The following is a 15,858-nucleotide window of genomic DNA, read 5'->3' on the forward strand; positions in this document are numbered from 1 at the left end:
CACTCTCAAACCCTCCAGTCGAGACCCATCCATGCTTGACCGCCTTTTGACACCACTCATGTCGGCTGTTTTGGCCACGACGCTACTCGCGGCTTCGCTTTCTGCTGCGGATCAACCCAACATCGTTCTGATTCTTTCAGACGATATGGGCTATTCCGACATCGGCTGTTACGGCAGTGAAATCAAGACACCCACACTCGACACTCTGGCCAACGATGGCCTTCGGTTCACTCAGTTCTATAACACGGCCCGATGCTGTCCAACGCGGGCCTCGTTGCTAACGGGGCTTTATCCGCACCAGGCAGGAATTGGGCACATGGTGACCGGAAACTACGACATATCCAAATTCCCAGGCTTTCAAATGGGCCTGACCGATCGCTGTCAAACGATTGCGGAAGTGCTCAAGCCCGCCGGTTACGCGACTTACATGACTGGCAAGTGGCACGTTTGTCATAACATTCGACCTGATGGTCTCAAGAAGAATTGGCCTCGACAGCGTGGCTTCGATCATTTCTACGGAACCATCACCGGAGCTGGCAGTTTTTACGACCCAGCGGCATTGTGTCGCGACAATACGCTGATCACACCAGAAAACGATCCGAAATATCAACCAGACAACTTTTTCTACACCAATGCGATCGGCGATAACGCTGTTGCGTTTCTCAAACAGCACGAAAAAGAATCGGCTGAGACTCCGTTCTTCCTATATGTTGCCTTTACCGCAGCCCACTGGCCGATGCATGCATTGCCAGAAGACATTGCGAAGTATGACGGCGTATACGACGACGGCTACGCGGCGATCCGTGCTACTCGATTTGCCAAACTAAAAGAACTCGGACTCATCGATGAAGCTTGGGCGATGTCCGAGCAAGCTGGCGACTGGGAAAAGACGCCGCACAAGGAGTGGGAAATTCGCAACATGGAAGTCTATGCTGCGATGATCGACAACATGGATCAGAATATCGCCAAGATCACGTCCCAGTTGAAGGCTTCCGGAGACTTCGACAACACGGTGATTTTCTTCATGCAAGACAATGGCGGATGTGCCGAAGGCGTCGGGCGTGCAAGCGACAAGAACTTGCCCAAGAAACGACCTGCGATGACAGCCGACGAAATCCAACTTGATGTCATCCCTCGATTTACTCGTGACGGTCGTCCAATTCGACATGGTCCTGAAACAATGCCAGGGGCGGACGACACATACATTGCTTACGGACGATCATGGGCCAACGTTTCGAACACGCCATTTCGCGAGTACAAACATTGGGTCCACGAAGGAGGCATTTCGACTCCTTTAATCGTGCATTGGCCCCAAGGCATTACTTCGCAACTCAATGGCAAGCTGAACGACACGCCAAGCCATTTGATTGACATCATGGCTACCTGTGTCGACATCGCTGGAGCAAAGTATCCGTCACCGTTGGGTGGCCAATCGATTAAACCGATGGCCGGCGTCAGCCTGCAGCCTGCTTTTCATGGCGAAAAGATCGAACGTGGGAAACCCATTTTCTGGGAACACGAAGCGAACTGCGCTGTCCGAGACGGCAAATGGAAGATCGTCCGCTACGGCAAAATGGGATCCGGAGCAACTACGCCGTGGGAACTGTACGACATGGATGCGGATCGAACCGAACAACACAACTTGTCTGAACAGCATCCTGAACTAGTGCAGAAAATGGCGGATCAATGGCAAGCCTGGGCTGAAACATCGGACGTACTTCCTTGGCCGTGGGGCAACTTAAACAAGAAGAAATAACTCGAATCTGAAATAGTGACCATGAAACGAACGTCTCTTATCGCATGCGGTTTATTACTGGCTTGGTGCATGGCCGCCCAGGCCGACGACCGCCCCAACATTGTCGTCGTGATGCTGGATGATCTGGGGTACTCCGATCTCGGCTGCTATGGCGGTGAAATACAGACTCCTCACATCGATACGCTGGCCAAGTCCGGACTTCGCTTTACGTCGTTTTACAACTGTGCGCGCTGCTGTCCTACTCGTGCCGCATTGCTTACCGGTCTCTACCCACACCAAGTCGGTCTCATCCGCAATGGACGTTCCCTGACAAAGGATGGCGTGACTATTGCTGAAGCTTTGCAAGCGGCAGGCTATCAAACAGCGATGTCCGGGAAATGGCACTTAAGCGAAACCAACCCGCTAAGAGATCGCCAGAAACAGCTCGATTGGCTCAATCATCAGTCCAACTTCAATCGACCGTTCGCCCCCCTGGAAACCTATCCGGCCAATCGAGGATTCGAGCATCACTTCGGTCCAATTTGGGGAGTCGTCAATTACTTCGACCCGTTTTCTTTGGTCGACGGAACAAGCATCGTTCCCGAAGTCCCTGAAGATTTTTACATGACGGATGCCATCACTGACAAAGCGGTGCAGTACATCAACACGATGGCGAAGCAGGATGCTCCGTTCTTTCTGTACGTCGCCCATACGGCACCCCATTGGCCACTTCACGCGAAGCCCACAGACATTGCCAAGTACGAAAAAACCTACGCAGAGGGTTGGCAGAAATTGCGTGACGATCGCTATCAGCGGATGGTAGATCTTGGCATTATTGATCCCGCAACGCACCCGAAACCCTCACTTCAAGGAGAGGGGCCAGATTGGCACTCGCTGAACGAAGAAGAACGGAAACACATGGCTCAACTAATGGCCGTTCATGCCGCCATGGTCGATTGCGTTGACCAAGGGGTTGGACAGATTGTTGAAGCTCTAAAAGAAACCGACCGCTATGACAACACGCTCATTTTAGTCATGGCCGACAATGGCGCTTCGCCGGAACGCTATCTCAATCCAGGATTTGATCGTCCGAATGAAACACGCGGCGGCAACCCGATCCAATATGAAGGAATTTTCGAGCCTGGCAGCGAACAAACATGGGGCTACATCGGCTCTTACTGGGCCAATGCCGGCAACACGCCGTTCCGATATTGGAAGGCTCAGTCTTTCGAGGGAGGAACTCATACCCCGCTCATCGCCCATTGGCCAAGCGGCTTGAAAACTGAAGCAGGTTCCATGACCGATCAGCCAGGTCACGTGATGGATATCATGCCGACATGCCTGGAAATCGCTGGAGCGGATTATCCTACAACATTCGATGGTCACGCCGTCAAACCGCTCGAAGGCAAGTCGTTGAAACCGATCCTCAGTGGAATACAACGCGACGGTCACGACCAACTTTACTTCGAGCACGAAGGTGGCAAAGCGATCATTGCCAATGGCTGGAAGCTTGTGCAGCCGAAGCAAAATGGTGACTGGGAATTGTACCATCTTGCCAAGGACCGAACCGAGACAAAGAACATCGCTGCCGCTCATCCTGACCGAGTCGCAGCAATGAAACAACAGTGGCAAGCGTGGTTTGATCGCGTCAGACCGTAAGTCTATGCCCCCAGCGCTATCGACATTCAAAATCGCCAAGGAGCTTCTCTTATGCGGATTTCCCTACTGTGCTTATTTCTCGTGGCAATCTGCTCTGGCATTGCGTCCGCCGGTGACTTACCAGACATCGTCGTCTTCCTTTCCGACGACCACACGATCACGGACTCGTCGTTGTATGGTTCGACCGACTTACCGACGCCAAACATGGAGCGAATCGCGAAGGAAGGAGTAACGTTTGATCAGGCATTCGTTGCTTCACCCTCGTGCGCACCGAGTCGAGCCGCACTGCTAACAGGATTGATGCCGTCACGAAATGGTGCTGAGCCCAACCATTCGCGTCCTCGCAAGGAAATCAAAAAGCTGCCCGCCTACTTTCAGGAGCTCGGCTACGAAGTCGTTTCCTTCGGCAAAGTGGGGCATTATCGCCAAACCCCTGAGTATGGCTTCGACATCGCTCGGCACTTCAAATATCACGAAGACATCGCGGTCGGCGAAGCATTGAAATGGCTCAAAGCCAGGGAAAGTGACAAACCGCTTTTACTGTTTGTCGGTACCAACTGGCCGCATGTTCCTTGGCCGGTGGCGGAAGACATTGACCCCGACACGATTAAAATCCCGCTCCATCACGTTCACACACCGCAAACGCGAAAGGCTCGGGCAAGATATTACCAAGCGGTTACCACGATGGACCGAGAGTTAGGACAGGTGTTTGATGCGGCCTACGAGAAGCTCGGCGAAAACACTTTGTTCCTCCATACGAGCGATCACGGGGCACAGTGGCCTTTCGGAAAGTGGACTCTCTACGACGAAGGCATACGCACGCCGATGATTGCCGTATGGCCTGGCAAGATTGAGCCTGGCCATCGAACGGATGCCATGGTCTCGTGGGTCGATATTCTTCCTACCTTGTACGAGGCGGCCGGGCAAACACCTTCCCAGGACTTAGATGGCCGTTCGTTTATGTCGGTTCTCAAAGGAGAAGCCGACACACATCGCGACGTGATCTTCACCGTTCATAGTGGCGACGGCAACAATAACGTTTATCCAACACGAAGCGTTCGCACTCCGCGATGGAAATATATTCGCAACCTTCACCCTGAGTTCAAATTCACGTCGCACGTGTTGCTCGATAAAGAACCACAGCCTTACTGGGGGAGCTGGATCCGAAAAGCCGAGACGACTCCGGAAGCGGCCAGGAAAGTCAAACGATATCTCCAGCGTCCAGCCGTGGAACTTTACGATCTCGACGCCGATCCCACCGAGCAGCACAACTTAGCCAACGATCCTCAGCATGCCGAGTTGTTGACTCAACTCGGCAGCAAGTTGGATGCCTGGATGCAGGAGCAAGGCGATCAACAAACTGTCTTCGGTACACCGAAACTGCTTGAAGAGTAAGCCCTGCTACCCTCAGCGACTATGCCAGAGCCGACTGGATCCTCTGGACAAGCTGATTGTCGGCTCGTTTTGAATCCCGCAGCAGAAATATGTTGGATGCCAAGTAGGTGTCGCGCCATTGCGGCGATACATGGTAGTAATCCTCCAAAATCGCCGAACTAAACTTGTAGTCATGGGCGTTGGTTCCCTTGCGGAAAACGAGCACTCTGGCTGCATCGATAAGCTGCTTTGCTTTGGCGGAGTGGTTCTCTGGATCTCGCAGGTAGCCAAGCGTCATTTGGGCTGCCTGCATCGGATCGGTTCCGAGCGTGACAAAGATCTCTTCTACCGATTCCTCGGTATCACCGGTCGGTTTGTGTGGATCGAGCTTGCCTACGTTCACTTCGCTGACACCTCCACGGCCGCGCATACCACTTCGAAACATTGGCAGAAACGCAGCATTCTGCAGCATCAACATGCGGCGAGTTTCATCGTCCCCGCATGTCTCATAAGCATAACGGAGAGCGTTCGTCGTGGTCACGCTGTGCAAAGGAACAATCGCCGGTTGCTGCATCACCATTTCTCCAGCAACGACGTGAAGTGCATCCCAAATCACTTGTGGATGCATACCTTGGTTGATCAACTGCACGACTTGATCACAGGCATCGTCATTCGAACCGGAGCGTAGTGTTTCGATGAGCGTCTCCGTCGCCACCGAATCGATTTTGCCAGACGTCCAGTCGTCACGAAACTTGCCGGCGAGTTCTTCGTTTCGGCGAAATGGACGATCTGCTTCGTCATCACGTTTGGCAGGATTGCTCCCTTCATGCATGAGCAACGCATACGTCAAGCTTCGCAGAACCGGCTCGGCATGCTGCCACCCAATACACCCCAGCGTACGGTAACTGTTGGCAACATAGATCGCTTTGTGTCCGATGCTGCGGTAGTCGCGTGACCCATATTTGAACAGTAATCGATAGACCTCGTTCGCTCCACCGGTTCGTGCCAAACTCGCTGCGGCAATATCAGCTTTTCCTTCATCCCAGTTATCCATTGCCTCGATAAACTGGGCTCTGGCTTTATTGCGGGAAAGGATCTTACTGTCATCCATCGCCGACATTGTCCAATCGCCGCGCTCTTCCACGTCTCGTTTTTCAGCCGATTTGTAATGATCCAAAGCCCAAAAGATGGGTAGCCAGCGATGTTCATCCGGCGAGGACATGCTCGCTAGATGGGCCGAATTCACCACCAATACGGCGTGAAATTTATGACCGACACTCGGACGAGGCTCGACGTTCTTAACACCAACCAAAAGCAGCGCCGCGAGTACCTCTCGATAACTCGTGCCCTTCTTAATCTTGGCGGCAATTTCTTCCAGCAATCTCTCCCGCGGCGTCTCTTCAATTAATCGAACCAACGGTTCGATACTGGGATCGAGCCTTACAACGCTTGGATCAAGTTTGGCTTCTTCCGCAGACACCGGTCGCAGTTGAGACAGAAGACCAATGTCTCCCATAGAAAGCAGACTACCGGCAACGGCACTCGATTGAAGCATCTGGCGGCGAGATAGGGGCATGGCGATTCCTCCTGAAGTTGAGGATGGCTGGGGCTTCCGCGCACACTTCTTTGTATCGCGCCACCGCGGTAAAGGAAAACGGATTCTTGGACAAGCTGCCACGTCGATCAGAATGACCAGATATCTTCCATGCTATCAGGCAGCGGCTGCTCTAACGAATAGATCTTGTCGTACAAACGCTTGTTATAGCTCGACCAGTAAGGGCCAGACATGAACAGCGGATTCCGTTCGAGGTTTGCTTCCCAGGCATTCAGTTTTGCCAGCAAGCGTTCCGCAATGTCTGGCTTTTCGCGAATCAAGTTTGCAGTCTCTCCGATGTCTTCCTTCAAGTGATATAGCTGGGGAAGCTGGCTGTTGGGTATCAGCAATTTCCAATCCCCTTCGCGAACCGCCGCTCCACGTAGCGCCATCCGCCAATACAAAACATCGTGAGGGCTTTCCTTTGTCTCTTCTCGGAAGAAAGGAACCAGATCAACACCGTCATAAACTGGAGAGTTTTTTCTTCCTTTTCCCTGCTCGGCTCGGCCTGGCGACGGCATCTTTCCGCCTGCGGCTGTAACAAACGTATTCACGATATCCAACGCGATCACGGGCTCGCGATAAACGGTTCCGCCTGGCAACTTGGCTGGCCAATGGTAGATGGTCGGAACACGAATCCCACCTTCCAAAAACGTTCCCTTCGTTCCTCGCAGTGGAGCATTCACCGCGTGAGACACTTCGACAGAACCACCATTATCCGAGATAAACGCGATCAACGTGTTCTCAAGTTGGCCTGTGCTTTCCAAGGCATCGATGATCTTGCCAACATTCTCGTCCATGCAATATTGCATGGCACAATAAATACGCCGGGTCTTATCGTGAATATGAGAGAACCGCTCAATGTCCTCTGGCTTGGCTTGCATCGGACCATGCGGTGTGTTGTAGGACAGATAAAGAAACCAGGGCTGTTCTATCGCTGAATCTTCCGACTTCCTTTCGCCCTGAATGAAATCGATCGCTTCGAGCGTAAACCAATCAGTCAGATATGGTGTTCGAATTTCTTTGGGCGAGTCATGGTCGTACAGCAAGCGGTTCTTGCTCGGTGTCGGAAAATAAGCATGACTACCACCTAACATTCCGAAGAAAAAATCGAAGCCACGTTCTCGTGGATGATGCCCTGGCACTGCTTCCCCGAGATGCCACTTACCCACAAGCCCCGTGCGATACCCCTGCTCTTTCAGCCGCTGCGGAAGCAATGTCTCGTCGAGCGGAATGCCTGCGAATTCATCTTCTAGTCCAGCCGGATGGCTCAAGTTATGCTCGAATCCAAATCGCGATCCGTACCGTCCTGTCATTAATCCTGCTCGTGATGGTGCACAGACGGGGCCAGAGACGTACCCATCGGTGCAACGCACACCTCCGCCGGCAAGTCGATCCAGATTAGGTGTGGCAATCTGTTTCGAGCCATAACAGGACAAGTCGCCGTATCCCATATCATCTGCCACAATTAGCAGAAGATTCGGTTTCTCGGCCCAAAGTGACGTGCAGATTACCGTGCCAAGCAGAAGAGAAGAGATTGATCGGAGCATCTGGTTTCAAAGCTTTCGGAAGAATCGAAGTAGCGAATCGGCTCCTCTATTTAAGCGAAAAGGACCAGCTTCCTGACGAGGAAAACTGGTCCTTATTCTGGAGTTTATCACGATTTTCTATTTAAGCTGAAGCGTGACCGCTTTCGTCTGCGTGTAAAGATTGATTGCCTCGTGCCCCATCTCTCGTCCCCAGCCAGACTGTTTATAGCCGCCAAACGGAAGGGAGGCATCGAACACGTTGTAGCAGTTCATCCACACCGTTCCTGCCTTCAATCGTTTGGCAATGCGGTGCCCCATGCTGATATCCTTGGTCCAAACTGCGGCGGCCAAACCATAGATACTATCGTTGGCTTCCGCTAGAACCTCTTCGACATCGTCAAACGCGACAGCGGCAACCACGGGTCCAAAGATCTCTTCCTGAATGACTTTCATATCGGAGCGAGTGTCGACTAATACGGTCGGTTCGACAAAGTAGCCTTCGCTGTCTGCCCGTTTGCCACCGCAGACGGCTTTCGCACCTTCTTTCTCGCCGATGTCGAGATAGCTGCAGACACGATCTTGCTGAACCTTGGAAACCATCGGCCCCATATCAGAATCAGGATGCATCCCAGGTCCCAATTTGATTTGCTTGGCTTGTTCTGCAACCCCTTCCACGACTTCATCAAATCGACTGCGATGCACCAACAATCGCGAGCCTGCACAGCAGCATTGCCCATGATTAAAAAAGATGGCGTTCGCAGAACCAGCAATTGCCGCTGGAATGTCCGCATCTGGCAAAATGATATTGGGGCTCTTACCGCCGAGTTCCAGCGAGATCTTTTTCAGATTGGTTTCACCAGCCGCTTTTACGATCAGCTTGCCAACTTCGGTCGAACCAGTAAACGCGATCTTGTCGACATCTGGATGAGAAGACAAAGCCGCCCCGGCCGTTTCACCGAAGCCGGTAATAATGTTCACCACGCCAGGTGGAAATCCTGCCTCTTGGATCAATTGCCCCAGACGGAGTGCGCTCAGCGGTGTCTCTTCCGCAACTTTCAGTACCACGGTACACCCAGTCGCCAGCGCAGGTCCCAATTTCCAAGCTGCCATCAGCAGTGGAAAATTCCATGGAATGATCTGCCCTACTACTCCAACTGGTTCACGCAGCGTATAGCTATGAAATTCCGCACCATCCAAATAGGGAACCGAAATGGGAATGGTCGTTCCTTCGATCTTCGTAGCCCAACCAGCCATGTAGCGAAACATATCGATCGCGAGGGGAACGTCTGCAGCGGCCGCTACGGCTTTGGGCTTGCCGTTATCGAGAGATTCAATTTCTGCGAACTCCTCGATGTGCTGGTCCATTAGATCGGCCAACTTCCACAGCAACTTTCCCCGTTCGGACGCAGTCATTGCCGGCCACGCTCCGCTCTCGAACGCTTGGCGTGCCGCGGCAACTGCTTTGTTTATGTCCTGCTGCCCACCTTCGGCGACATGGGCAATAACTTTCCCGTCGGCCGGATTGGTGACTTCAAACTTTTTCCCCGTCTCAGCCGCCATCCATTGGCCATCGATCAACAGCTTGTGATCCTGCTCGATAAAAGCCTGGGTCTCGGGGCGAGCGACGGGGGCGGTCGTCGACAAAATCATGAGTCTCTCCTAGATCGATGGGGGCAACGTACCGGATGAACACCGGCGGGGTGTTTGACTAGCGAGTAGCTAAAAGCTGACTGCTATTTCCATTCTATGCGTTCTTCGGCAGGCAACGGAAACATTTCCTTTTTTCAGGTTATCGCAAGTCCCCCCACTTCGGTTTGCCACATACCGGAAAGATTTCCCACAACCCACTCGAAGAACGAGGCCCTGGGACATGGACACCTGTGCCCAATTGCAGCAATGCTACGATGCCATTTTTGCCGAAGCCACACGCTTGGCCGGCACTACTAAACAGCTTCCTCAACGCGCCGCAACGTATCATCATGTTTACGAAGACTCTGGCCGGAATCATATCTTTCCGTTAATTGCCGCCCATGGTGCTTTATGGGCCAAGGGCTACTTTGCTTTCGGCATGAAACTGGGGGCGTTGATGTCGTGGCAGTATCTGCTTTCGCCTAGACAGCGGCAACAAAAGATGGATGAACTTGAAAGATTCGCCGAAGAGTTCCGTGAAGTCAATCGACGTGTGTGCGTTCAAATCTATACCACCTACCACTTCACGAAACGTTACGGCGACCATCCTGATGTCACACAATTCGTCGCTCCCCATTTACACGCCGCACTCCAAATAGTGCACTCGGCCAATCGCCGTGGCGAACAACTGACCGATCAAGCGAAACGAGATATCTTTGAAACGCACTTTCGTGATGAGCAAGAAACTATAGTCGGCCCACGCATCGAGCAAGCAGTCGCCGAATTTGATTGGCCGTTGATGAAGTCGCTCGCATTGATGCCAGCGGTGAAGTTTGCTTACTTCCCAGCAGGTAAGTGGCTTCAATTCTGGAAGTTCGACCAAAAAGAAGAACGAATCTTACGAGGCTTACAAGCCTTTGACATGGCCGCAGCAATGGGCTGGAGTCATACCGAAGAAACACTTGATCGGTACGCGATCATGCCACGAGAATTCTTCATCAGTTCGCAGGACCATTTCGCCATCCTTAAGCACCGGTTAGCAGCCACCACATAAAAAATTTACCCGATTTGATATTTCGTAATATCATTTCCCCCGCAAATGCTTGCTTCCGCTTTCTAAAGGGGTATCCTAAAACGCACTAGCCTACCAACCCTCCCGCCGTTAAGGGATCGAATTATGCGTGCGTTTATCAGCTTAGCCTTTCTGCTACTCCCAACCGTTTTGCTTGCCGCCGAACCTCCGGCGAACATCGTCCTGATTGTTTCGGACGACCAAGGCTATCACGACCTTGGTTCGTTCGGTGCCACCGATGTGAAAACTCCGCATCTTGATCGCTTGGCCGAAGAAGGAACGCGCCTAACAAGCTTTTATGTTGCTTGGAATGCTTGCACTCCGTCGCGTGCCGCCATCCTGACAGGCCGTTATCCACAACGAAACGGCACCTATGACATGATCCGCAACGATCGAGTCGACGACGGTCATCTCTATTCGCCGGAAGAGTACGTCCTTTCACCCGAACATCTTTTAGGCACCGACGTTCGCGAAGTGTTTCTTTCGCAAACTCTCAGCGATGCCGGCTATGCGTGTGGATGCTACGGCAAGTGGGATGGAGGGCAGCTAAAACGTTTCTTACCGCTCCAGCGTGGCTTTGACGACTTTTATGGTTTCTGCAACACGGGCATCGATTACTTCACGCATGAACGCTACGGCGTGCCATCAATGTTCGACGGCAACGAGCCCACCACGAAAGACAAAGGGACGTACTGCACATCGCTTTTCCGTGATCACGCTTTGGAATTCATCGACAAGCATCATGATCGCCCCTTTTTCCTTTACCTGCCTTTCAACGCCCCTCATGGCGCCTCGAATCTTGATCGTGAAATTCGCGGTACGGTACAAGCTTCGCCAGAGTATCTTGCGAAGTATCCCGAAGGCCGTTCCAAGTCGGCCGAACGTCGACGTGGCTATATGGCCGCGGTAACAGAAATGGACGCGGCGATCGGCGAGATCCTCGCTCGACTCGACAAGTACGAGATCGCCGACAATACGCTGGTCATCTTCTTCTCGGACAACGGTGGCAGTGGGCTTGCTAATAACGCCCCACTTCAAGGTCGCAAATCAACGATGTGGGAAGGAGGCAATCGCGTGCCATGCATCGTTCGATGGCCAGGCAAAGTGCCAGCAGGAAAAGTCAGTGACGCATTCCTGACTTCGCTGGAAGTCTTTCCGACGTCATGCGCTGCCGCTGGCAAACCGCTTCCTGAGCAGATCACTTTCGATGGATTTGACTTGCTGCCGGTTCTCCAGGGAAAAATCGAGTCTCCGCGGAATGAAATGTTCTGGCAACGTCGCGGCGAAGTGGCTGTCCGCGTGGGCGATTGGAAATGGGTCGACAGCAAACGCGCCAAAGGGCTCTACGATCTAAAAACAGATATCGGCGAGAAAAACGATCTGTCCCAAAAGCACCCCGAAAAAGTCGAACAACTCAAACAGCGTCTGGCCCATTGGCAATCAGAAATGGAAGCAGCAGAACCACGGCGTCCATTCCGAGATTTCTAACCAAGATCTGCCATAGACAATCGTTCGGCTTCGGCGAACCACATCAGTTCATTTCGTTGACACCTCGCCAACTCACGATATATTGACATAAGGAGAGTCAATATGCCCAAGAAATCTGCTGCGAAACCACCACTCAAGATGGACGCTTTAAACGAGGCGGCTGAATGCTTGAAGGTTTTAGCCCATCCTGTGCGTATCCGGATGGTCCAGCTGCTGCTGCATGGGCGCTATACCGTGGGTGAAATTGCAGAAGACTGCGGTATCGCTGAAAACCTGGCGTCCGAGCACCTTCGGCTTATGCAGCGATGTGGTTTTTTCACGAGCGAACGTGAAGGACGGCGCGTTTACTACGCCGTCGCCGAACCTCACCTGGAAGACATCATGAACTGCATCGAAAGTCGCTTCCTACTGAACGCTAGTCGGTAAGTTTATTTGCCACTTTACATCGTCAACTCACGACATAACAAGATTCGTTAAGGAGCACACCATGAGCGTTCAAACGATTTCGCCGCAGGAGCTCGCGAAGCTCCGTGAATCGCAAAAGTGTGACCTGATCGACGTCCGAACGCCAGCCGAATTTCAAGAGATTCATGCGACCGAAGCCATCAATAAGCCGCTCGATCGCTTGGCTCCACAAGAGATCATGGCAGCCCGAAATGGCTCGGCGGACCAACCACTTTATGTGATCTGCAAGTCAGGCAACCGCGCAGGAAAAGCTTGCGACAAGTTCATCGCCGCAGGCTATCAGAACGTAGTAAACGTCGAAGGGGGAACGGACGCCTGGGCCTCTTCCGGCTTGCCGGTTGTGCGAGGAAAGAAAACCATTTCATTGGAACGCCAGGTACGAATCGCGGCTGGATTCCTGGTACTGCTGGGGGCTCTTTTGGCGATTTTTGTCCATCCATACTTTGCCGGACTCTCCGCGTTTGTCGGAGCTGGACTCATGTTTGCCGGCATCACCGACACGTGTGGTATGGCAATGCTGTTGGCGAAAATGCCATGGAATCAGGCCGCAAGTTGTTCGACCTAACTCAATGTGGGGCAGCGGCAGCGAAGCCATGACACCTCAAGCGAACCCACCCTTTGCTTGGCGGAAGAACTGGTTTCGCTGCCGTCCCATCTCGTTGCGGCAAGCGAGATTATTTCACGTCGTAACACCAAACCGTTCCATGCTGACGCAAATAGAGCTTGCCATCGGCCAGAGCAGGATAAGCCCATTCTTTTCCGGTGCCTTCCGGTTGTTTCGGTAGTGTGAACTCGCTGATCACTTTCATCTCGTCCGGCGAGGCGGCCACCATCATCACTTTGCCATCTTCGGTATGCAAATAGAGTCGTCCGTCGGCTGCGAGAAGTGAAGCCCCGGCACTGATTCGTTCCTGCAACTTGATTTCTCCGGTGGCAAACTCAACGCACATCAGTGTCGACCCACTACATCCATAAAGATGCTCCCCAACTTTGACCGATCCACCAATGGCCGTGGGAAGCTTTGGATTGAAGTACAGTTCTTCCGGGACAATCGCATCTTCCTTCCCGATCAACTTCACCGCTCCACCACCTGCGCGGCTTCCACCGCTGTAAACCACGTCTCCATCGACAACAGGGGTCGGCATGTTCGCAATTCCCTTCGTGCGCGTGTACGACCAAAGGAACTTGCCATCCTTCGCTGCCACACCTGCGAGGCCATTTCCCATGAATGAGACATACTGTTCGCCGGCGTCCGTTATTACCTTTTGCACCGAGGCATAGGCCGCTGCTCCCATTTCCGGCGTGTTCGCCTTCCAGATCGTTTCACCACTGGACTTACTTACGGCAACGATTCCCGCTTCTTTGCCTCCGGGAGTCGCGACAACTTTATCTCCATCGACCAATGGCGACTCCGAATAGGCCCATTCGCCAGGCTTGCCACCAAATTCTTTACGGACGCTCTTTTGCCATACGATGTCGCCGCTGCTTGCTTCCAAGCAAACGAGATCTCCATCTGACCCCAGCACAAAGACTTGCTCGCCAACAATCGTGGGTGTGCTTCGCGCCGCTGGATAGCTCGGCTTTTGATCTGGATTGCCAACCCTTCCAATGCGCGTGCCCCACTTTAATTCCCCACGAGTGGCCCCTAAAGCGACGACTAGCTCACTTTCCAGTCCATCATTGACGACTAGATAGATCGAGTCGTCTACTACCGAAACGGCTCCATAGCCATCCCCAAGGTTGTCAACTTGCCACAACAACTTGGGACCGTCTTCCAGCCACGATTCAGCGAGGTTAGTTTCGCTGGAAATTCCATCGCGATTCGGTCCCCGCCATTGCGGCCAGTCTTCGGCGTTGGACAGAACAGGAAACGTTGCCAAGCATAAAAGCATCAAAACCAAACGAAGCGAAAGCGACATCCAGGCTCTCCCGAGTTAAGAAATTGAGAGGATCGTTCTTCACTGCCTATTCTAACGGCCCGGATTGGCGATTCTCAATCATTCCATCGGTTCCCTTAGTTGCAGAGAACGACGCGGAACCCTAGGGTGATGGGTATAGGTTTTCGCCGAATCGACGAAATCTCCTCCCCTTAATCACACTGCATGACGCATTCACCACCTTTAATCATTGGTGCCGGGCCGGTCGGAATGGCTGCCGCCGCCCTACTTTCGCGTTACGATATCGTTCCGCGAATCGTTGATAAACGCGCCGAACCATCCCGGTACTCCAAGGCTCTCGCGATCAACCCGAGAACTCTCGAGTTGCTGGAAAAGAGTGGTTTGACCGATAAATTGCTGGCTTTGGGCCGCAAGATCCACGGAGCCACCATCCATCGCAACGGCCGCGTTATCGCCGAGATTGATTTCGAGGAAATCGAGCATCGCTTTCCCTTCATGCTCGCGTTATCTCAAGCGAGCACGGAACGAGTCTTGCGAGAGGATCTTGCCGAGCGAGGCATCGAGATTGAGCGCAGTTTAGAGCTTGTTGAATCACCGAATCTGGCTGAAGGGCAAGCCAATTTGGTACATGTTGAAACACAAGCCAACGAAACCATCGAGGCCCCTTGGATATTGGCAACCGACGGCGCGCATAGCATTGCCCGTAAGTCCGTCCACGTTCCCTTCCCTGGCGATACCTACGACCGGGCTTGGGTATTGGACGATATTCCACTTGCCACCGATTTCGCTCCGGATCGTGCTCACATCAAGCTTCAAGACGATGGCTTTCTGTTCATGCTTCCCGTCTTCACCGGAGAAGAAAAACCGGGCGAACCGACCGTGTGGCGAGTGATCGGCAACTACCCGGAACCGCTTTCACAGCTAACCGAGTCTACGCCTGTCGGCGAATCGCTTTGGAACTCGTCCTTTCATATCGCCCATCGCCTGGTCGAGTCGATGAACGTTGGCAAAGTTTACTTTGCTGGCGATGCGGCTCACCTGCATTCCCCCGTCGGCGCCAGAGGGATGAACCTTGGAATCGAAGATGCCTGGGTTTTTGCCGAGTTGGCCAAGCGGGACGAACTTGCGTTATACCACCAACAGCGATGGCCAATCGACAACGCGATCGTAAGCCGCATTCGAACCATCACGGGCTACGTCAAAGCGGAGTCGTTCATCAAACGAACGCTTCGCAACTTACTCGCCCCGAAAATGCTGCGTTGGAAAAGTGTTCGCGAGACCATGCTTAAGACGGTTAGTGGTTTGGATCACCCTGTTCCGCTGCTGCACTCGGAGCCTGAAGAATCTCCACCTCAAGAGAGCCGAAGCGCTCGCCGACGTGACGGCAAACGCGGCAAAAGATAACTCGCCGGCTC

The 15,858-nt window shown here is 53.0% G+C and carries 12 protein-coding genes; 8 read left to right on the forward strand and 4 right to left on the reverse strand.

Annotated elements, in window-relative coordinates; all coding sequences use genetic code 11:
• Positions 1–31 precede the first annotated feature (31 nt).
• Genes LA756_RS14490 through LA756_RS14500 form a run of 3 tightly spaced genes read left to right on the forward strand, consistent with a single transcriptional unit; the run spans position 32 to position 4,789 of the window.
• The gene (locus LA756_RS14490) at positions 32–1,756 is read left to right on the forward strand and encodes an arylsulfatase (protein WP_224435431.1); all 1,725 of its coding nucleotides are present in this window, start codon (positions 32–34) and stop codon (positions 1,754–1,756) included.
• Positions 1,757–1,777: 21 nt separating this feature from the next.
• Positions 1,778–3,394, forward strand: coding sequence for an arylsulfatase (locus LA756_RS14495; protein ID WP_224435432.1), 1,617 nt, complete (start codon positions 1,778–1,780; stop codon positions 3,392–3,394).
• 51 nt (positions 3,395–3,445) lie between these two features.
• Positions 3,446–4,789 (forward strand): sulfatase, encoded by a 1,344-nt coding sequence (locus LA756_RS14500; protein WP_224435433.1) that lies wholly within the window; start codon positions 3,446–3,448, stop codon positions 4,787–4,789.
• Between the two features lie 19 nt (positions 4,790–4,808).
• Here LA756_RS14500 and LA756_RS14505 read toward each other — a convergent pair whose 3' ends face one another.
• The 3 genes from LA756_RS14505 to LA756_RS14515 all read right to left on the reverse strand — a co-directional run bounded on the left by LA756_RS14505 (position 4,809) and on the right by LA756_RS14515 (position 9,541).
• Positions 4,809–6,344 (reverse strand): hypothetical protein, encoded by a 1,536-nt coding sequence (locus LA756_RS14505; protein ID WP_224435434.1) that lies wholly within the window; start codon positions 6,342–6,344, stop codon positions 4,809–4,811.
• A 107-nt stretch (positions 6,345–6,451) separates the two neighbouring features.
• Entirely contained in the window at positions 6,452–7,912 is a 1,461-nt protein-coding gene (locus tag LA756_RS14510; RefSeq protein WP_224435435.1) for a sulfatase-like hydrolase/transferase, read from the reverse strand.
• Between the two features lie 117 nt (positions 7,913–8,029).
• On the reverse strand, positions 8,030–9,541 hold the full coding sequence (locus LA756_RS14515) for an aldehyde dehydrogenase family protein (protein ID WP_224435436.1): 1,512 nt from the start codon (positions 9,539–9,541) through the stop codon (positions 8,030–8,032).
• A gap of 220 nt (positions 9,542–9,761) precedes the next feature.
• On the opposite strand from LA756_RS14515, the gene LA756_RS14520 reads away from it, so the two are divergent.
• The 4 genes from LA756_RS14520 (at position 9,762) to LA756_RS14535 (ending at position 13,110) form a co-directional block, all read left to right on the forward strand.
• The gene (locus tag LA756_RS14520; protein ID WP_224435437.1) at positions 9,762–10,574 is read left to right on the forward strand and encodes a hypothetical protein; all 813 of its coding nucleotides are present in this window, start codon (positions 9,762–9,764) and stop codon (positions 10,572–10,574) included.
• A gap of 123 nt (positions 10,575–10,697) precedes the next feature.
• Complete coding sequence (locus LA756_RS14525; RefSeq protein ID WP_224435438.1) at positions 10,698–12,080, forward strand: sulfatase-like hydrolase/transferase; 1,383 nt, start codon at positions 10,698–10,700, stop codon at positions 12,078–12,080.
• Positions 12,081–12,182: 102 nt separating this feature from the next.
• Positions 12,183–12,506, forward strand: a complete 324-nt coding sequence (locus LA756_RS14530) for a helix-turn-helix transcriptional regulator (protein ID WP_224435439.1) — start codon at positions 12,183–12,185, stop codon at positions 12,504–12,506.
• Between the two features lie 61 nt (positions 12,507–12,567).
• Entirely contained in the window at positions 12,568–13,110 is a 543-nt protein-coding gene (locus LA756_RS14535) for a rhodanese-like domain-containing protein (protein ID WP_224435440.1), read from the forward strand.
• 109 nt (positions 13,111–13,219) lie between these two features.
• Here LA756_RS14535 and LA756_RS14540 read toward each other — a convergent pair whose 3' ends face one another.
• Positions 13,220–14,464, reverse strand: a complete 1,245-nt coding sequence (locus tag LA756_RS14540) for a PQQ-binding-like beta-propeller repeat protein (RefSeq protein ID WP_224435441.1) — start codon at positions 14,462–14,464, stop codon at positions 13,220–13,222.
• Positions 14,465–14,647: 183 nt separating this feature from the next.
• Between LA756_RS14540 and LA756_RS14545 the strand changes: the two genes are divergently transcribed.
• Positions 14,648–15,847 carry an FAD-dependent monooxygenase gene (locus tag LA756_RS14545; protein WP_224435442.1) on the forward strand — a complete coding sequence of 400 codons (1,200 nt, stop codon included), beginning with the start codon at positions 14,648–14,650 and terminating at the stop codon, positions 15,845–15,847.
• Positions 15,848–15,858 lie beyond the last annotated feature (11 nt).

This window comes from Bremerella sp. TYQ1 (genome assembly GCF_020150455.1).
Lineage (GTDB): Bacteria > Planctomycetota > Planctomycetia > Pirellulales > Pirellulaceae > Bremerella > Bremerella volcania_A.